We start from the raw sequence: 19,088 nt of genomic DNA on the forward strand, positions 1-19,088 counted from the left end.
GGACGCGAGTACGAAGGAAAGGAGGCGAGCCAGTGGCGGATCGAAGGGCCACGGCCTGCACTCCCGCGGCTCTTGGCTGAACCGCTGACCATGATAGTGAACCGGTTTCCTCCGGGAAAACCGGGGTGATCCAAGGGAAATCCACACTTTCCCGTGAAGCGACGCGTGAACGGCGCAACCGCGGGTACGCCGAAAATGATCGAACATCCACCAACGAAGCGAAAGAAGGCGCGACGTGAATCGGAAAACACGGCTGGCGATCAGTTCGTGCGCGATATGGGCGTTCGTCATGCTGCCGGGAGTGGCCTCGGCACAGAACGCTACGACTCCCACGACGACGGTGACCCAGGAAGCTCCCGACCGCGACGGAGTCTCCCGCGGCGACGGGGATGATTCCGGTGGCGACAGCGGTTTGTGGGGCTTGCTGGGCCTGCTCGGCCTGGTCGGTCTCGGCGGACTGGCACGCCGGGGCCCGAAGGCGGGTGCGATGGCGGGCTATCCGGCTTCGGGCGCGGAAACACCGCCCGTCAACACGTATCCGCCGGCGGAACCGCGGCGACGTCCTCCGGGTGAATGAGCGCGATTTCCCAGAGGCGGTCTGATCTCCCCTCGAACGGCTGCCTGGTGCGATACGCGCCGGGCAGCCGCTTTCGTGCTGGTTCTTTCGCTTGCGGGAACCAGATTAGCGAGATTTTCGCACCAGGAGAAGTTCCTGGGTGGAGCGCCCATCTTAAGGGTGTATTTCCGGCAGGAGAAAAACCTGGATGGTTACCCTTGGGTCGGTGAGGTCAAACATCACTAACGGGTGATTCGGTCACGCTCGCGATCAGCTCCGATGTCGCGCTCTGTGATGTACTTGCGCAACAAGGACACTTTGGTGAGGCGAACACCGGGAAATGGTCACCCGGAGTATCAGTCGCGGGCGACGTGGATTTATTCTCGTCGCCCGGAAAACGTCGGCAGAAGCCTTTTCTTCTACGTTTTCCTTGGTGGATTATTCGTAAAGAACGTAAGACGGAGTCGGTGTGAGGGCGAGGACTTCGGCGGGGTTCATGAGCGGCGCGCCGTTCCTGGTGTCCTCTTCGAAGAAAAGCTTGAATCCAGCCCGGACGTGAGCCGGCTTCGTCGGCATCAACGTCCTCCATGTCGCTTTCTTGGCCGCGGCCGAACCGATCCCGTCCACGACCTTCACCGGCGATACTCCCGGATGGGCGACCAGCAACTGTTCGTCGCGGACCACCTTGGCGGCCACCTGGTGGTAGACCATGACCTTCGCGGGCAGCCGGTGTTCCTGGGCGAGCCCTCCGAGATATCGGGCGACCTCGTCGAGTTCGGCTCCGGTGGTTCGGCCGAACTTCCGGCCGGGGACCACGCCCGGCTCGACGGCCCATTCCGGGTCCAGCGCGACACCGACGTCAGGTTCCTTCAGCCAGTGCTCGTAGGCACGTACTTCGGGCAGGAAGTCCGCCCGGCCCGGCTGGATGTCGAGTAACAGCAAGCCGTTCAGCGCGCGGGCGGCGGCGAGATAGGCCCGCACGGTTTCGTCGCCGCACCGGCTGCGGTACATACCGTCCGCGCCGGGGGAGCGATGCACGGTGGTGGCGATCAGTTCCACGACCGGGGTGATCGGCCTGATCGCGGGGAAGGTCCCGATCTGCTGCCGGAGTGCGCGGCTCGCCGCGTCCAGGTCGCCCGTCATCCTGCCCAGTGCCTTCGACCCGGGCGCTCCGCAGAAGCCGACGAGCAGGTTCTGGGCCAGGGGATCAGCCGGCGGTGGTGCAGGAACGGCTTCGACGGCGGGGGCCAGCGCCATCGGAGCGACGAGTGGTTCGGGGCGTTTGGGCGCTCCGCACGCACCGGCCGCGAGTCCGGCGAGTCCTGCGGTGAGGACGAGGCGGCGGCTGAGATGAGGCATCCGAGCTCCTTCGTGGCTGCAACACAGGCCGGTTTTTCTTGCCAGAGCGGGAAAATACCCCCGTTGATCTTGGGGTAAACCGGCTTTTCCACGATCACCGGATCGTGCCGGAGGCGGTTCGCCGCCCGGCGCCTCCATCAGGGAATACGCCGATTGTTCGCGCCGGGCAAGGATATTCGCCCTCACCCGACCTGGTGGATCCTGGTTCGCGCCACCGGTTCCGGCAGCACACTGCCCGCATGAGTTCCTTCCCGCGACTCGGGGCCGGACTAGCCGTCGTACTGGTGTCGGCCTGTGGAACACCCGCACCCGCGGCGCCGGCGGCACCCGCCGCACCGGTTACGAGCCCGGCGCCCGTGCCCGCGCGTGTCACGGCGGACGATGCGCGGCGCGTGGGCGCCGACGAACTGGGCCGGATACCGATCCTGATGTACCACCGCGTCGTCGCGGAGCCCCGATCGGCCTACGACCGCACTCCCGCTGATTTCCGGGCGGAATTGGAGCGGCTCGCGGCCGAGGACTACGTCCCCGTGACGACCGCCGACCTGGTGTCCGGGAACCTCGACCTGCCCGCGGGTACGCATCCCGTCGTGCTGACCTTCGACGACGGTGATCCGTCCGTCTTCGCGCTCACTCCGGAAGGCGAACCGGCCCCGGGCACGGCCGTCCGGATCCTTCTGGACGTCGCGGCCGCGCATCCCCGGTTCCGGCCGGTCGCCAGCGTCTACGTCAACGAACATCCGTTCGGCGGCGACGAGCGTGCCCTGCGGTGGCTGGCCGAGCATCGGTTCGAGATCGGCAACCACACCGCGCGGCACACGAACTTGCGGCGTGCCACGGAATCGGCGGCGTCGGCGGCGATCGTGGAGGGGGACACCCTGATCAGGCGAGCGGTCCCCGGATACCGGCCGAGTACGCTCGCGCTGCCATACGGAGCGCGACCGCGGCGGGCGGAGACAGCGCTACGGGGACCGGGGTATTCCTACGCGGGCGTGTTACTCGTCGGAGCCGGCCCGGCGCCTTCCCCCTGCTCTCGCGAATTCGACCCCGCGTCGATTCCCCGGATCCGCTCGCAGGCGACGGGCGCCGGGGCGGAATACGGTTCCGCGCGGTGGCTCGACGAACTCGGTTCCGCCGCCGGCCGCCGGTACACGGCGGACGGCGATCCGGCGACGATCTCTTACCCGCGGACGGCACCGGCGCCCGCGGCAGGCTGTGCGGGTGTGAGCCTTGCGTACTGAACCGCGGCACGTACGCCGCGACGGTGTCGTCGTCGACTGGCTGCCGCAACCACGATCCCTGCCACCGGCGGTCACCGGTGCGCGCAAACCGCCGTCGCACGCGGCTCCGGTGAGAAAGCCTCTTTCCGTTTTGCGCCGGATCCACCGGACGTGGTGGCCGTTGATCGTGATCTCGGTGGCCTTAATGCTGTGCCTGACCCTGTTCGTGACGCCGTTCGCCCTCGAAACACGCGTTCTGCGCGGCACCCCGGCCCCCGGATCGTCACCGCCCCGTCCGGCTGTGGCGGCGCAGCCGGTCGCCCGGCCCGCTGAATCCGCCGCCCTGCCGGACGGTGCGCCGGTCATCCCCGCGGGTTCGGGGAACTGGCGGGTGGTATCGGGCTCAGGTGAGCGCACGACACCGGGCTCCGCACGGGAACTGTCGTACACGGTGGAAATCGAAGAAGGTGTCGAGCACCCTTCGTTCGCCGCGGAGGTGGAGTCGATCCTCGCGGATCCGCGCGGCTGGAGCGGGCTCGGGCAGGTGTCGTTCCGCCGGGTCGACGGTATCGGCGCCGCGCCGTCGTTCCGGATCAGCTTGACCAGCCCCGACACGAGCCATCGCCCCGACCGCTGCGGTTTCGCCATCCCATACGAGTCGTCCTGCTATCTCACTCGCGACCGCAGGGTCGTGATCAATCTCGCCCGCTGGGTGCGCGGCGCCCACGCTTACCAAGGCGATCTCGCGGGATACCACCGTTACGCGATCAACCACGAAGTCGGCCACGCGCTCGGCCACGGCCACGTCGGCTGCCCGGCCACCGGGGCGGCGGCGCCGGTGATGATGCAGCAGACGTTCGGACTGTCCAACACCTATGTCGCGGAGCTCAACCGCGCCGAGCCGGGAGCGGCGGCCAACGTCGCCGCGGACGGCGCCGTCTGCCGCCCGAATCCGTGGGTCGTCCCGGAACGCTGAAACGCCGCTTCGGCCAGTGGGCGACCGTACACCGCGCCACCCTCGTCGACCTCCTGCGCTCGGCCGTGGCCGCACCGGCTCTGCGGCCGGGTACCTACGTGCACCTGGGGCAACCCGATGGCACTGTGCTCCACAGTGGAGGGACCTCCACCGCGGATCTCTTGGTGGGCGCGGACGGCGTGCACAGCGTGACTCGGCGATCGGTCTGGCCACACATCCCGGGTGCGCGCTACGTCGGATACACCACCTGGCGTCTCATCGCGCCACCTCGCCCTGTCGAGGCGAGCGTGGAAACCTGGGGCAGGGGTGAGCGATTCGAGCAGGTGCCGATGCCCGACGGCCGCGTCTACTGCTACTTGATGGCCAGCGCCCCGAGCGGCTCCCGCGTGGGCCTGGACAGCCTGCGCGAGCGGTTCGCGGACTGGCACGTTGCCCTTGAGGAGCCATCGTCCTGGCCTGCTTCGTGTACCCGTATACAAGGTGTAGTCGTCTGCGGCATGGTGGAGGCGTGCGAACCCTTCTGGCCATACTCAGCGCCCTGTTCTTGCTTCCGGTGCTCGCCGGAACCGCCCATGCCTACGACAAGATCGCCGAGGCCGCGCCGGTGACGATGGTGGAGTCACCCGGCGGGGAGGGCGAGGTCCGCGCCCGGCTCGTGCTCGGCACGGTCACCGCGGGCACTTCACACAACCTGCGCAGTGAGATCGAGGTCGGCGACGGCCGAGTGGACGGAGCGGTGTCCGCCATCGCGATCGGGCACAAGATCACCTGCCAGCTGGTTGGGGGCACGACGCTGCCGAACACGGCGACCCAGCACGGGCAGATCTGGAGCGGCCAAAACCTGCTGCACGGCGGCGGCAGGGTCACGCTCGTCGCGCGCATGCTGTTCAAGCCGGCCGGCACGGGCAACTACGAGTGCCTGCTGCGAGCGTACGTCCTCAACGGGTACGCAGCCGGGCAGCCCGGCCAGCCCGGTCGCGAGACCGCCCGGTTGTACAGCGGCTTCATCGGGGACATCGACGGAGCCATCGGCCCCGAGGGCTTCGCGCAGACGTTCGGGTCCTCGCAGAACACCTTCCTTGGGATGGATGCGCCTGGCAAGCAGGTGAACCCGGTGGATTACACACCAGTGCCGGGAGCCACCAGGTTCCTCGCCACCACCGATCTCTTCGCCACGAGCTGTTACGGCGACGGTGGCAACGCCTGCCCGGACGGCACCACCTATCCGGGCAAGGCCAACACCGCGATGGTGCGGTTCCGGACGGTCGCGACGCCGTCCTCAGCCGCACCCGGCTGCGTAGCCCAGGCCACGCCCTCGGAAACCACGGCGGTGAGCGGGAATCTGCACCACCTGCGGCTCCTCGGGCAGCTGACGGTGACGCAGCCGGCCAGCGGGTGCGGGACCTGGCGGATCAATGCCTTCGTGCAGGACAACGGCGGCACGCTGCCGTTCGTCATCCACGGCAACCCGTACTCGGTCACCTATGCCCGCCCGCCGGTCTGACCATCGGTTCATGGTCGGCACCAAGAAGCACCGAAGTATCAACTGGGTTTGCCGCATAGCGCGATCGGCGCAGCCTCGTCCCGGAGAGAGGGTGCTGGTCGACCGCCCCGGCCTCGGGAGTCTTGGAGATTCGGAGGGCAACTGGCACTGCCGGACGCTCGCGCCTGAGCCGCAAGCACGAACGCATGCCGCTTGGCAGGCCTCCAGGCATGCGGCTCGCACCGCCCGGCTGCGCCTGATCGCCGGGGGCATGATGACTTCGCCGTGAGACAACCCATACCTTGTAGGTCTCGAAATCGGCTTCATTTTCTCGCTGACCACTTCGTCTCCGTTTCATTTATGAAGCGGAGACGAGACTGGGCCGGCTGAATAGTTGTCGTCGATACTGCCGAGACAGTTCGGGTCGTCGGCGCCTCGGGCGGGCTCCCCCCATTTCGTGAAGGCCACCTTCATTGCGTGAGACGTAATGAAGGTGGCCTTCACTTGCTTGGACCGGTCAGGCTGGGTTGGGGAGCGGCATGCCGGGCACGCTCCGGTTCTCCGGGACCACGCCGTCGACCAGGTAGGCGTCGACGACCTCGTCCACGGCCGGGTTGCCGTACCCGTAGATGCCGTGGTCACCTTCGCCGGTGACGGTCAGCAGCCGGGAGTTCTCGAACCCGGCGTGTGCCTTCCGGGCGCCTTCGATGGGCGTGGCCGGGTCGTTCGCCGACTGGACCATCACCACCGGCGGAACGCCCTTGCCGTTCACCGTGGGCAGCGGACGGGGCTGGTTCTCCCAGAAGATGCAGTTCTGAATGAACATCCAACCCCCGCCGTTCAGCAGCTTGCCCTGGTCGAGGAACTCTTGCGACCTGCGGATCACCGACTCCCGGTCGCCGGGCGTGGGGCTGTCGTTACACCGGACGGCGGTCAGCACGGCGAGCAGGGCGTCGAGGGGGTCCGGCTCGGCCGGTGCGGCCGCGATCGCCGCCCTGGCCTGCGCCTTGGCCTGCTCCGGCGCGTCGTTTCCGGTCAGCGTCTTGAGCTGGACCAGGAAGTCGGCCAGGGCCGGGAATGCCTTCTTGCTCTTGAGCAGGCCGGCGAAACGGCTGTCCAGGTCGACCGGGCCGACCTTCACGCCGTCGACCTCGACCGGATTGCGGGTCAGGGCGTACCGGACCGCCTCAAAGGTCTGCCGGACCTGTTCGCCGGTGACGCCGAGCCCGTAGCGGTCGTCGTGGGTCGCGGCCCAAGGCAGGAAGTCCTGCCGCCAGCGGCGTTCGTACCCCATGGGCTGCAGGTCGAACGACGCCGCCCACGTCGAAGTGAAGTCGACCGACGAGTCCAGCACGAACCGGCCGACGCGGTCGGGGAACCTTTGGGCGTAGTGCGCGCCGAGCCAGGTGCCCGCCGAGTAGCCGATCCAGTTGATCTTCTCCCGGCCGAGCAGGACCCGCAGCAGGTCCAGGTCCTTGGTGTTGTGGAAGGTGTCGACGAACCTGCCGAGTTCGCCGGAGGTCTGCTCGCAGGTCTTCGTGAACAGCTCCACCGTGTCCAGGAGCAGGTCCAGATTGCGCGGGTCGCGGTCGCGCGGGTCGCGGTTCTCACCTTGGCCCGCTCCGCCGCACGAGATGTTCGTGCTCCTGCCGGTGCCGCGGGTGTCGATGCCGATGATCTCCTGGTGTACACGCAGCTTGGCCTGCTTGCTCAGCGAGGCGGGGAACGAGCGGCCCGGCCCACCGGGACCGCCCGGGTTGGTGAGCACCGATGCCGTCGTCTCACCGGTGGACTTCAGCCTGCTGATCGCGATCGTCACGTCCTGCCGGTCGTCCGGGCGATCCCAGTTGCGCGGGGACGCGAACGTCGCGCACTCGAGGATCTTCGCCGTCTCCGGTTTATCCGGCACATCCTCAGCGGTGCACTGACGCCACGCCAGGTCCTGTTCGGTGTAGCGCGCCGGGATGCCGGTGGTGTTCACTGTGCCGGGGTTCGCCAGCGCGGGGGTCATTCCCGCGAGCAGTCCGCCCGCGACCGCGGGGATCACCACGGCGAGCCGCAATCTTTTGTACATAAACCGCCCCTTGGTTCAAAATAGCCGATTCACTACGTCACGAGGAGTAGTTGAACCCATGCCCCTGGGGCATGCTCAAGGAAATCAGTGAAGATTCCGCTCAAAGACCGCCTTGATTCCGGCACGGGTCACCCGCTCGTTGTCCGACAGACGAGAGCCTCGAGCAGGGCGTCCGACGATCTCTTGTCGTCGCCACGGATCCGGGCAGTCGCCGATGACCTGATCAGACCGACGCTCGACGCACCCACCAATGTCGCACGGCGCGGCGGTGGCGCCTCGTGATCGAAGCACCGGGACAACACTGTGGTTCGAGTTCGTGACGTCTCCGGCGGGGAAGACGGTCCCCGGCGGCCTCCTCACGGGTGCGAACTGGATGTCGGCAGTTCATCCGGGTCGGCTGCGACTCGATGAGGAGCTCTACCGGAGCGCGTTCACCGAAGCCGGTGTGGAGCTGACCGACCTTCGCCGGATCCCCAGGCCTGACACCGACTATCCGGAGATTTGGGCACACGTTTGAGCAGTCGGGCATGACCGGTTCACGAATCGAGGCGGCTGCTTGCAAGGGGACGGCATCGCCCTGCCGGCGATCGATCAAAGACGCCTGCCCCACGCTCAGCTCACCTTGCGCCTGACAAGCGCCCACCGGAGCGTTCGGTACGCACTGTCGGCTCGCGAGCACGGTTCGGCAGTCGACCGGGTCCAGGAAGACGCCGAACTCCTCGTCCGAACCAGGCCGACCTCTTCGGATTCTCACACAGTGCAACACCGGCGCCCTCGCGACCGCAGGAGCGGTTACCGCACTGCCCGTCGTCAAACGTCTCGCCGGAAAGGGCGTCCTCGGGCGGTCATCGTCGACGAGACACGTCCGTTGCTGCCGGGGTGTAGCCGTCTGCGCGGTAGGCCCACCCAACGGTCCGTGGGCCTGCGCTGTGGACAAGTGCGGCCGTTCGTCGCAGGGCGTTGGGTCGGATGGGTCAACATCGGTGTCAGCGGCGGGGGTCGCGTTTGATCAGTGTCGGATAGGGGCATCACGGTCTCGTCGTAGTTCGTTCTACCTGGGGAGTCGATCAGTGGCGTACAAGGTGAAACCCTCCAAACCCGTCGCCGTGTTCAGTGCCGTGGGCGGTCTGGCGGTGCTGGTGTTCGTTCTGGTCAACGGAATCGGCCGCGGCAACGGCTTCATCTGGCTGTGGGCGGCTCTCTGCGTCGGGGTGGTGGGTTTCAACCTGTGGGCGGCGTTCAGCAAACGAGGCGCCACCGAGGTCGTCGAACGTCAACACGCGGACAAGCCCTGAATCGACGGAACTGGCAGATCTCTGCGCCACGCGGCAACCTGTGGTTCACTTCGTCCCACGAGGACAGTCCGTCGAAGTGGTGGATGTGGCGGCGATGAAGGCTGATAGCACGTCAGCTGCGCCCGCATCCAGCGGCCCGGCGCTACGGCTGGTTTGAGTTTCCTGCCCCCGTTCGACCCTGGGCCCGGCAAGGGTTACCTCGTCGTCCACGACACCACGGGCCAGGCGCAGTCCGCCAGTCGGACTCGGTGGCGCATTATGGCGTGACACGTGGTGATCCACACCAAACCGAAGGTCCTCACTCCAAGATCATCCGACTACGTGTCCCCACGTTCGCAACCTCCCGGGCAGCACGCCTAGCACGTTGGGAGGTCTCGCGCGAGGTGACCAGCCGACCCGGTGGGTTGGTAGGCGCACGCCACCCGCGGGCAAAGCCGGGTTCCGCCAGGTGTTCTCGGTGGTGATGGGGGCCGGTGAGGAACACCGGCCCCCATCAGCCACCCGTCCGCAGCCAGGGTCAAGGCGGAATGATGCTCGCCGACGGAACCCTGCCGCCCTCGTTCGCGCGGGGCCGTCTTTACTGGGCTGCGGGGATTCCTTGGCCGATCCCGCCGTCGATGGTGAGTCTGGCGCCGGTGGTGAAGGTCGCGTCGAAGGCGAGGAACAGCACGGCCGCGGCGACTTCTTCGACGGTGCCGTGCCGCTTCATCGGGGTTGCCATGTCTCCCATTTCCCTGAAGGAGTCCCGATCGTCGTCGGTCAACCCGGCGATACCCATTGTCGGGGTGTCGATGAAGCCGGGGCTGACCACGTTCACCCGGATGTTCCTGGGCAGCAGCGCGTGGGCGATTCCTTTGGCGAACGCACGGACCGCGGCTTTCGCTCCGGAGTAGACGGTCAGGGTGTCTGTTCCGCCTTCGTCGGCGATGGAGGTGGTGAAGACGATCGAGCCACCGTCACGGATGAGGGGAGTCAGTCGCTGGGTGGTGAAGAACGCCCCCTTGGTGTTGGTGTCGAAGCTTTGGTCGTAGGACGCTTCGGTCACCTGGTCGAAGGGTTCGAGTTTGGCGAGTCCGATGTTGACGAACACGAAGTCGATCCGGCCGAGCTTTTCTTCGACGAGGTCACCGAGCGCGTGGATGTCGGCCATGCTGGTGGCATCGGAGCGGACCACGTGGGCTGCCGGGGACGCGACTTCGGCCCGCGCGGTTTCGATGTTCTTCTCGTTGCGGCCCGTCAGCAAGACTTCCGCGCCACCGTCGAGAAGGGTCTTGACGACCGCGAGTCCCATGCCGTGCGTTCCGCCCGCTACGACAGCCTTCTTGCCCGAATACTCGTTCATCGTCTACTCCTGGGGTTTCTTGATCAGGTCGACCATTCCGGCGAGGTCGCGGTCGTGGGCAGGCCGGCCGATGAGGTCTCGCAGGGGGACGAACAGGTGGGAGAGCAGCGCTTTGTCGACGTTCTGGGCGTTGCTGGCCGTGACGATGTTGGCGATGGCCACCGCCTGCATGTCCGGTGGGGAAGCGGATTCCTCGCCCGCCTGCGTGCCGGTGTCGTTTTGTTCGGCGAGCAGGGGTAACGCGACGGTCGTCGCGGTCAGCCAGGGGGCCAGCAGGGACGAGGCGAATTCCGTGAGATCGGCCTTCTCCGTGCGGACGAGGGCGAGTGCGTGGCTCGCCCCCGCGAACTGGCCGTACATCGCGCTGAGCAGGGCCAGGTCGTAGAGCGACGCCAAGCCGTGGTCGGCGCCGACGTACCTGGCGGTGCCCAGCCGGTTCAGCGTCCCCTCGTACTGGTCGAAGACAGGCCGTGAGCCGCTGTAGAGCACGCGGGCTTCGGGCCGGCCGATCATCGCGGGCACGGCCATGATGCCGCCGTCGAGGTAGTCGGCGCCGCGCCCTCTCGCCCAGCCGGCGGTCTCGCGAGCCTGGTCCGGAGTGCCGTTGGTGAGGTTCACCAGTGCTCGACCGGCCAAGGTGTCGCCCACCGGCTCGAGAATCTCGTGCAGGACCGGGTAGTCCAGCAGACAGACGACCACGATCGGGCTCGCCGTGACCGCCTCGGTGATCGTGGCCGCCTGGATCGCGCCGTCCGCGACGAGGCTGTCGGCTTTGCCCGCCGAGCGGTTCCAGACGGTGGTGGGGTGGCCTGCGGCCAGGAAGGCGGCGGCCAGCGCCTTGCCCATCGCACCGAGACCGATGACCGTCACTGGGACGGGTTCTTCGTGTTCGTTCACTCACAACTCCATTCGGGTCCGTGCACACGACCCTGGTGGCGGCGACCCCCGGCCCGGTCTAGCTTTGGCCTAGATCGGGAGCGCGCCCATCCCGAGGCGGTTCGCCGGTTACCGTGGTGCCGTGCGTTTCGGAGTGCTCGGTCCGCTGGCCGTGTGGACGGCGGGCGGGACCCGGGTCGACGTCCGGGAGTCGAAGGTCCGCGCCCTGCTGGCGGCCCTGCTGGTCCACGAGGGACGGCCGGTGTCGACCGACCGGCTCATCGATGATCTGTGGGGCGAGCGGCTTCCGCAGAACCCCCGAAAGACCCTGCAGACGAGGATCTGGCAGCTTCGGCGGACGTTGGAAGACGCCGAGCCGGGAGGGCGGGACCTGGTGGTGGCCCAGCCGCCTGGATACCTGCTGCGGGTCGATCCGGCCAGGGTCGACATGGGCCGGTTCCGGGACCTGACCGCGCAGGCGCGAATCAGCGGTGACGCCCGCACACGGGCGGAGCTGTTGTCGGATGCCCTGCGGCAGTGGCGAGGGCCGGCGTTCGCCGACTTCCAGGACGCGGAGTTCGCCGGGCACCTCGCTCGACGTCTCGAGGAGGAGCGGCTGGTCGCACTGGAAGAACAGGCTGAGGCGAGGCTGGAGTCGGATGACCGGGTCGCCGCCGCACTCGCCGGCGAGCTCGGCGAACTGGTGGCTCGACACCCTCTGAGGGAACGTCTGTGCGCGGTCCACATGCGTGCGCTCTACCTCGCCGGGCGCCAAGCCGACGCACTGGCCGCCTACAGCGGGCTGCGCCACCGGCTGGCCGAGGAACTGGGCCTGGACCCCGGGCCCGAGCTGGCCGCCCTCCACCAGTCGATCCTGGAACAGGCCGCTCACCCCGGCCTCACCTCCGGCGCCGCGCCGCGCACCAATCTGCCCATCCCGCTGAGCGCCCTGGTCGGCAGAGCGGACGTCGTCGGCGCGGTGCGCTCGGCGCTGGACACGGCCCGGTTGGTGACGCTGACCGGCCCCGGTGGCGTCGGCAAGACGCGGCTGGCCGTGGAGACGGCAGGCGGTCTGGTCGAAGCCTTCCCCGACGGCGTCTGGCTGGTCGAACTCACCATGCTGGATCGCCAGGACAATCCACGGACGTCAGCGGAATCGGCCGACCTGGTGGCCGCGGTCCTCGGCCTCCGCGACGACGCCACAACTGCCTTGTTTCCCTCCACAGGTCCCGTTTCCTCGCTCGAGCGGCTCACCGGTGCCTTGCGGACGAAGCAGCTCTTGCTGGTCTTGGACAACTGCGAGCATGTGACCGAGCCGACCGCCGAACTCGTCGAACGGCTGCTGTCGACAGCGCCGGGCCTGCGGATCCTGGCGACCAGCCGTCAGCCGCTCGCGGTCGACGGGGAACAGGTCTGGCCCGTGTCGCCGCTGGAGCCACCGGCGCCCGGGGCGGCGATCGAAGCCGTGCGCAAGTCCAGCGCGGTCAGGCTGTTCCTGGCACGAGCGAGCGCCGCCGTGCCCGGGTTCGACCTGACCGCGGACAACGCGGACGCCGTCGCCACGATCTGCCGTCGGCTCGACGGGATTCCTCTCGCCTTGGAACTGGCCGCCACCCGGCTCCGGGCCTTGGGCGCGCGGGAACTGGCCGCGCGAGTGGACGACCGGTTCCGGTTGCTGGCAGGCGGGAAACGGGGAGCTCCTGCTCGTCAGCGGACGTTGCGGGCGATGATCGACTGGAGCTGGGAACTGCTCACCGAGGCCGAACGCGTCGTCCTGCGCCGCCTGTCCGTGCACTCCGGGGGCTGCGCCATCGAGGCGGCCGAAACGACCTGTGCCGGCGGGGGAGTGCGGGCGAGGGAGGTCCTCGATCTGCTTGCCCGGCTGGTGGACCGTTCGCTGGTCGTCATGACCGAGACCGCGGACGGCCCGCGATACCGGCTGCTCGAATCCGTCGCGGTCTACAGCCACGAACGGCTCGACGAGGCGGGCGAGTCCGAACGGATCCGGCAGTCGCACCGCCGGTACTACACCGAACTCGCCGAACGCGCCGAGCCACACCTGCGAAGCAGACAGCAGCAATACTGGTTGCGTCGCCTCGACGCCGAGACCGCCAATCTCCACCGGGCGCTGGACGACGCGATCCAGCACGACGAAGCGGAAGTGGCTCTCCGGCTGGTCAACGCGCTGGGCTGGTACTGGTTCCTGCGCGGCAGGCTCGGCGAAGCACGCCGAATGCTGAACCTGGTCTTGTCCCTCCACGGGCAAGTGCCCGCCGCGACGCGGGCCATGGCGGCCGTATGGCAAGCAGGCATCACACTGCTGATCCGCGATGCCACCGATCCGGACACAGCCGTGCCGAGTCGTGTGCTGGACACGATGAGCGACACCGTCGCCGCCCCGGCCACGCGGGCCTGGGCCGAGTGGTTCGTTGGCTTCACGCAGAGTGGTTTCGATGCCCCGGCGACGGCGAGTGACCGTAACGACCGCCTGCTTTCGGCCTTTCACGCCGCCGGCGACAAGTGGGGCATCGCGGCCGTTCTGATCTCACGTACGTTCGCCACGGCCAAAGGCGATCTCGCCGAAGCCGACCGGTTCGGCCGTCGAAGTCTGGCTCTTTTCGAGGAACTCGGCGACCGCTGGGGGCAGCTGAAGGCCAGGCAGGGCCTCGCCATACTGTCCGAAATCAGTGGCGATTACGAAGAAGCCGCACGTCTTCGCCGAGAGGGGTTGCGCAACGCCGAAGAACTCGGTTTGTGGACCGAGGCCGCATACGAACTGTCCGGACTCGGCCGCAGCGCTTTGCTGGCCGGCGACTACGTCACAGCGAAGGAGTTCCACACCCGAGCGATGCGACTGGCCGCGGAACAGTCCCACCAATGGGGCGTCCAACACGCCGAAGTCGGCCTCGGGCTCGGCGCGCGCAGGCAAGGCGACCTCGATACCGCCGAAACACATCTGCGAAACTGGCTCGACTGGTGCCGACGCTGGAACGGAATCCCCGGCGTCGCACTGATCCTGGCCGAACTCGGCTTCATCGCGGAACAACGCGGTGCTGCCCCGGCGGCGCTCGACCTCCATCTGGACGGCTATGCCGCAGCACAGGCCACCGGTGACCAACGGGCGATCGCGCTCGCGCTGGAAGGACTGGCCGGGGCACACTCGCTCGCCGGTCGCCACCGCCACGCCGCTCGCCTGCTCGGCGCGGCCGCCGCACTCAGAAAAGCAGCGGGAGCGCCACTACCGGCGGCCGAACGCGGCGACATCGATCGGATCACCACCAGGATCCGGCACCACCTGCCCGAAAACGTCTTCGTCACCGAATTCGAACACGGTCGGAGAAACGACCTCGACGTGGTCGCCGGAAACATCACAACGCCCAACGCCTAGCAGTCAGCGAACGCCGGCGCGTTGTCGCCCGCTGGGCAGAGCTGTTCGAAAAGGCGGAGAAGTGCGTCCTCGCCGATATGGGTGGCGGAGTCGAACAGACGGCAGGTGAAGAGAACCTGTTCGAGGCGCCGGGTCATCGGCCTGCTCAAGGCCCTTTACGTGTGCGCGGAACGGATCGGTCCTTGCTCATGCGCAGGATCAAGGAGACCGCGTCCTCCGAGGTGACTCCAGGAGTCAGGATCTCCTGGAGGAGCAGGCCACGAATCGCGGCGACGGTGACGGAGGCCAGGGTCAGCGCTTCCTTTGCGTCGAGCCCTTCGCGTTCCGCGAGCGAGGCCAGGATCTCGGTCAGGTCGTCGAGGGAGTCGATGAACTCACGGAAGTCCTGCGGGCTGTAGGCGGCCAGTCCTACGACGTGAAAGAAGCCGCGGACACGCGACAGCTGCTCCGGTCGGGTGTAGGCCCGCCAGATGGCCACGACCAGGTCGTCGAAGGTGCCCTGCCGGGTGGCCTCGAAAAGTGCCTCGTTGTCGCGGGACCGGTGCGCCTTGAGCATGGCCGCCAAGACGCCCGGAAGTGACCCGAAGTGGTATCGCAGGAGGGCGTGGCTGGTCCCGGCCCGGGCGGCGATTTCTCGGAGAGACACCTCCGGCGCGGGAAGGTCCTCGTCGAAGGCGTCGAGAAGCCGGGCCAGGAGGCGATCGCGCGCGTCGCCTTTGCGTTCCGAGTTTGACAGGATCACTCCCATAGTTTATCCATTGGAAAAGAAGACGGCAACAGCGGAGGGAAGACTCGTGGGACGGTGTCGGGTGGTCGGCGCGACGGTCGTCGACGGTTCGGGTCGCGACCCGGTCAACGCTGACGTCAGCATCGAAGACGGGCGTATCACCCGCCTTGGTGCCTCCAGCGCACACGCCGAGCGTCTCGATGCCGAGGGACTGACGATGACGCCCGGCCTCATCGACGCCCACGTTCACCTGGGCTTGTCGAGTCCGATCCAGCCGCAGTTCTCGTTTCAGATCAGTGCCGCGGAGATCGCGGCAGACATCTTCGCCACGGCCGGCGCGACGCTCGATGCCGGCTTCACCACCGTCCGGGACACCGGCGGGGTCGACGGCGGCCTCGTCACCACGATCGCGAAGGGCAAGGTCAGGGGGCCGCGCGTCCTGTCGTGCGGACCGGTTCAGTGCCAGATCGGTGGGCACGGCTACTACGGGGCCGACTGGGAACCCACCGAGCTGTGGAGCAGCCATCACGTTCCGGGTCTGTGCGCCCTGTCGATGATGTCGGGCAACGCGGATGAGCTGCGAGCCAACGTGCGCGAGGCCTTTCGTCGCGGAGCCTCCTTCCTGAAGCTCTGCGTGACCGGCGGGGTGGTCGGGGCGCACGACCGGCTGACCGACACCCAGTTCACCGTCGAGGAGATCGCCGTCGCTGTCCAGGAAGCCGCGGCGCGGGGCACCTACGTGACGGTTCACGCCCACAACAACGACGGCATCCGGAACGCGGTCGAGGCCGGGGCGCGCTGTGTCGAACACGGCACCGACCTCGACGAGCCCACGGCCACCCTGATGGCCGCTCGCGAGGTCGCCCTCGTGCCCACGTTCGCCGTCGTCGAGCAACTGCTGCACGACACCGCCGGCGCCGGCCTCGGCGAATCGACCCGCGATCGTGTGCTGGGTGTTCGCGAGCGGATGACCGAGGCGCTCGCCGTCGCCAAGGCGGCCGGAGTACGGATCGGGCTGGGCTCCGACCTCATCGGCCCGGCTCAGAACCGTCGAGGCGAAGAGCTCAGGTTGCGCGCAGAACTCGAGACGCCGATGGAAGCCCTCGTGGCGGCCACCAAGACCAACGCCGAGATTCTCGGCCTGTCCGGCCAAGTCGGGATCATCGCTCCCGGCGCACAGGCCGACCTCGTGTTGTGGAACGGCAACCCGGTCGAAGACCCGGGGCTGTTCGCTGATCCCGCCAATGCCGTCCTCGTTCTCAAGGCCGGCCGAATCGTGAAGGACCTCCGATGAGCACCATGTGGCACGGCTGCCTCGCCGACACCGACTACTTCGAGATGCGCTCCAGCGGAGGGCACGACTACGGCATCTGGGTCACCACACCACCGGGCTACGACCCCGCCACGACGCGAACGCCTGCCGTGTATGTGCTCGACGGCAACTGGGCCGTGGGCCAGACGGCTCCGCTCATCGTCACCCAGGCGGACCCCATGCAACGGATACAGCCCTACATCCAGGTCAGCGTCGGCTACGCGGGCGAGGAAGCACAGCACTGGGACCGGCTGCGGAACCGGGACCTCGTGCCGCCCGGCGAACCCGTCGCCAAGGAGCTCGTCGATGCCGTGGAGATGGGGGTTCGAATGGGCGCGAGGACCCGAGAGGAATCCGACGCCTACCTCGCCGAACTACGCGACACCCACGCCGACGCGTTCCTGAACTTCCTCACCGCGGAACTGCACCCGAGGATCGAACGCGACTACGACACGGCCACGAGCGGTCACGGCCTTTTCGGCTACTCCTACGGCGGCCTTTTCAGCCTCTACACCTGGCTCACCGGCAACACCCTCTTCGAGAGCATCGGAGCGGGGAGCCCCGGCGTCGCCAGTGAAGACAGCCAGATCTTCACCCAGCTCCAAGAGATGGGTGACCGGCACCCTGCCGCCAAACTGCACGTGACCCTCAACGAGCAAGAGTTGCTCGGGGACTTGGCCATCTACCAAAGCCTCACGAAGAACACGGCCACCGTCCTGCACCGCCTCTCCTCCCGTGGGGGAGCCGTCACCAGCGCGGTCCTGCGCGAAACGCACGTGACCGGGCTGCAGGCTTCGTTCCTCAGTTACCTCAGGACCTGCCGTGCCCGGTAAGCGTCCGAGCGCCGACGCGGTCGTGATCGGGGCAGGGGTGATCGGTTCGTCGATCGCCCTTGAGCTCGCGCGGGCGGGACATCAGGTGATCGTGCTCGATCGGGCCCCAGGAGCCGGACAGGGGTCGACCTCGGCATCGAGTGCGATCGTCCGATTCAACTTCTCCACCACCGCCGGGGTGGCGACGGCGTGGGAGGCGCATTTCGGCTGGCTCGACTGGGCCGGCCACCTCGGGTCCGAGGTCGGCGACCTCGCGATGTTCCGCAAGAGCGGACTGGTCATGCTGGACGTCGAGGCGGCCCCGCGTATGTCGTGGCTTCCGTTGTTCGACGAGATCGGTGTTCCCTACGAGGAATGGGACAGCGCGACCTTGGCCGAGCGCGTTCCCGGTATCGACGCCGGCCGCCATTGGCCGCCGAAGCGGCTCGACGACGAGGAATTCTGGGAGGACGCGAAACACTCGCTCGGTGGGGTGTACACCCCCGACGCCGGTTACGTCTCGGACCCGGGCCTCGCCGCCGTGAACCTCGCCGCCGCGGCCTCGGCACGCGGGGCGGAGTTCCGCTTCCGCAGCACGGTGACAGTGGTGGAGAAGGCAGGCGGGCGCGTGACGTCGGTGCGGCTGTCGGACGGCACCCGGATTCCCTGTGCCGTCGTGGTCAACGCGGCCGGTCCGTGGTCGGGCGCGGTCAATCACTTGGCAGGCGTGGGTTCCGATTTCACGGTCGGTGTGCGACCGATGAGGCAGGAAGTAGCGCATGTGCCGGTCCCGGAGGGCTACGGAGGGCCCGTGGTGGCGGACATGGATCTGGGCACCTACTTCCGCGGTGAAGCTGGGGGCCTGCTCGTCGGCGGAACGGAACCGGAGTGTGATCCGCTGCAGTGGATCGACGACCCGGACGCCGTCGACATCCACCCGACGGCCGCGGTCTTCGAGGCCCAGGTGACGCGGGCCGCGCGGCGACTGCCCGACCTGGCGGTGCCCAACCGGGCGCGTGGCGTGGTGGGCGTCTACGACGTCGCCGACGATTGGACTCCGATCTACGACCGCACCGAACTCGAGGGCTTCTACGTCGCGATCGGAACGAGCGGCAACCAGTTCAAGAACGCGCCGGTCGTGGGGCAGTTGATGACGGAGCTGATCGACCAGGTGGAGAACGGCGCCGACCACGACGCGTCGCCCGTCCGGTTCCGGGCCCCGCGCACCGGCCTGGAGATCGACCTGGGTGCGTTCTCCCGTAAGCGCAACCGAAACACCGCGAACTCGGGCACGGTGCTCGGCTGAGCCGGAGCTCGGACGAAGCCGATGTTCTCCGTCGGAGCCGCGGGTCGATGCTCGCCCGGGCCAGCGAGCGCCAGTGGACGCGACCTGTCTGTGTAGGTCTGTTTCGTGCGGCGGAGCTTGCCGCCGGTGCGGATGGTGTCGATGCGGTAGCCGCCACCGGGAAGCGGGCTGACCGCGGTGACCGTGGTCAGCGGATGGACGGTCGCCCCGGTTTGTTCCGCGAGGTACAGGGAGTTCTTGACGGTGGTGTTCTTCGCGTTGTGACGGCACCCGACGATGCATTCTCCGCACAGCAGGCAGGTGTTGCGCGCGGGCCCCGAGCCGCGTCTTCGCATCCGGGATCACGCCCCGGCGGGCGGCGG

Annotated in this window: 15 protein-coding genes; 9 read left to right on the forward strand and 6 right to left on the reverse strand. The window is 67.9% G+C overall.

Annotated elements, in window-relative coordinates:
- Positions 1–235 precede the first annotated feature (235 nt).
- Positions 236–577, forward strand: coding sequence for a WGxxGxxG family protein (locus BLW75_RS39230; RefSeq protein WP_091599325.1), 342 nt, complete (start codon positions 236–238; stop codon positions 575–577).
- Positions 578–994: 417 nt separating this feature from the next.
- On the opposite strand, the gene BLW75_RS39235 is transcribed toward BLW75_RS39230, so the two are convergent.
- Positions 995–1,915: a hypothetical protein gene (locus BLW75_RS39235; protein WP_034311270.1), complete on the reverse strand. Its 921-nt coding sequence runs from the start codon at positions 1,913–1,915 to the stop codon at positions 995–997.
- 239 nt (positions 1,916–2,154) lie between these two features.
- Between BLW75_RS39235 and BLW75_RS39240 the strand changes: the two genes are divergently transcribed.
- From BLW75_RS39240 to BLW75_RS39255, 3 genes are all read left to right on the forward strand, one after another.
- Positions 2,155–3,156 carry a polysaccharide deacetylase family protein gene (locus BLW75_RS39240; RefSeq protein WP_034311272.1) on the forward strand — a complete coding sequence of 334 codons (1,002 nt, stop codon included), beginning with the start codon at positions 2,155–2,157 and terminating at the stop codon, positions 3,154–3,156.
- A complete protein-coding gene (locus tag BLW75_RS39245; RefSeq protein WP_241783552.1) occupies positions 3,146–4,111 on the forward strand; it encodes a DUF3152 domain-containing protein in 966 nt (321 codons plus the stop codon). Before BLW75_RS39240 ends, BLW75_RS39245 begins: the two co-directional genes overlap by 11 nt.
- A gap of 508 nt (positions 4,112–4,619) precedes the next feature.
- On the forward strand, positions 4,620–5,615 hold the full coding sequence (locus BLW75_RS39255; RefSeq protein ID WP_034311274.1) for a hypothetical protein: 996 nt from the start codon (positions 4,620–4,622) through the stop codon (positions 5,613–5,615).
- A gap of 496 nt (positions 5,616–6,111) precedes the next feature.
- Here BLW75_RS39255 and BLW75_RS39260 read toward each other — a convergent pair whose 3' ends face one another.
- A complete protein-coding gene (locus BLW75_RS39260; RefSeq protein ID WP_034311277.1) occupies positions 6,112–7,668 on the reverse strand; it encodes an alpha/beta hydrolase in 1,557 nt (518 codons plus the stop codon).
- 1,070 nt (positions 7,669–8,738) lie between these two features.
- Here BLW75_RS39260 and BLW75_RS39270 point away from each other — a divergent pair.
- Positions 8,739–8,963: a hypothetical protein gene (locus BLW75_RS39270; protein WP_034311280.1), complete on the forward strand. Its 225-nt coding sequence runs from the start codon at positions 8,739–8,741 to the stop codon at positions 8,961–8,963.
- A 577-nt stretch (positions 8,964–9,540) separates the two neighbouring features.
- Here the strand turns inward: BLW75_RS39270 and BLW75_RS39275 are convergent.
- Positions 9,541–10,305, reverse strand: coding sequence for an SDR family oxidoreductase (locus tag BLW75_RS39275; RefSeq protein WP_034311283.1), 765 nt, complete (start codon positions 10,303–10,305; stop codon positions 9,541–9,543).
- 3 nt (positions 10,306–10,308) lie between these two features.
- Complete coding sequence (locus BLW75_RS39280) at positions 10,309–11,202, reverse strand: NAD(P)-dependent oxidoreductase (protein ID WP_241783554.1); 894 nt, start codon at positions 11,200–11,202, stop codon at positions 10,309–10,311.
- Between the two features lie 121 nt (positions 11,203–11,323).
- Here BLW75_RS39280 and BLW75_RS39285 point away from each other — a divergent pair, with 121 nt between their 5' ends.
- Positions 11,324–14,569, forward strand: a complete 3,246-nt coding sequence (locus BLW75_RS39285; protein WP_091599331.1) for an AfsR/SARP family transcriptional regulator — start codon at positions 11,324–11,326, stop codon at positions 14,567–14,569.
- On the opposite strand, the gene BLW75_RS43085 is transcribed toward BLW75_RS39285, so the two are convergent.
- Together BLW75_RS43085 and BLW75_RS39290 are read right to left on the reverse strand one after the other, a co-directional pair.
- Positions 14,566–14,706, reverse strand: coding sequence for a hypothetical protein (locus BLW75_RS43085; RefSeq protein WP_158005376.1), 141 nt, complete (start codon positions 14,704–14,706; stop codon positions 14,566–14,568). The genes BLW75_RS39285 and BLW75_RS43085 overlap by 4 nt on opposite strands.
- Positions 14,707–14,714: 8 nt before the next feature.
- Positions 14,715–15,125 (reverse strand): hypothetical protein, encoded by a 411-nt coding sequence (locus BLW75_RS39290; RefSeq protein WP_244175802.1) that lies wholly within the window; start codon positions 15,123–15,125, stop codon positions 14,715–14,717.
- Between the two features lie 238 nt (positions 15,126–15,363).
- On the opposite strand from BLW75_RS39290, the gene BLW75_RS39295 reads away from it, so the two are divergent.
- The 3 genes from BLW75_RS39295 to BLW75_RS39305 are packed head-to-tail and all read left to right on the forward strand — an operon-like array spanning position 15,364 to position 18,726.
- Positions 15,364–16,590: a metal-dependent hydrolase family protein gene (locus BLW75_RS39295; RefSeq protein WP_034311285.1), complete on the forward strand. Its 1,227-nt coding sequence runs from the start codon at positions 15,364–15,366 to the stop codon at positions 16,588–16,590.
- Positions 16,587–17,441: an alpha/beta hydrolase gene (locus BLW75_RS39300; protein WP_034311287.1), complete on the forward strand. Its 855-nt coding sequence runs from the start codon at positions 16,587–16,589 to the stop codon at positions 17,439–17,441. Before BLW75_RS39295 ends, BLW75_RS39300 begins: the two co-directional genes overlap by 4 nt.
- Entirely contained in the window at positions 17,431–18,726 is a 1,296-nt protein-coding gene (locus BLW75_RS39305; RefSeq protein ID WP_034311288.1) for an NAD(P)/FAD-dependent oxidoreductase, read from the forward strand. The genes BLW75_RS39300 and BLW75_RS39305 overlap by 11 nt, the downstream gene beginning before the upstream one ends.
- The last annotated feature ends 362 nt before the right edge of the window (positions 18,727–19,088 follow it).

It is taken from the genome of Amycolatopsis lurida (assembly GCF_900105055.1).
Taxonomy (GTDB): Bacteria; Actinomycetota; Actinomycetes; order Mycobacteriales; family Pseudonocardiaceae; genus Amycolatopsis; species Amycolatopsis lurida.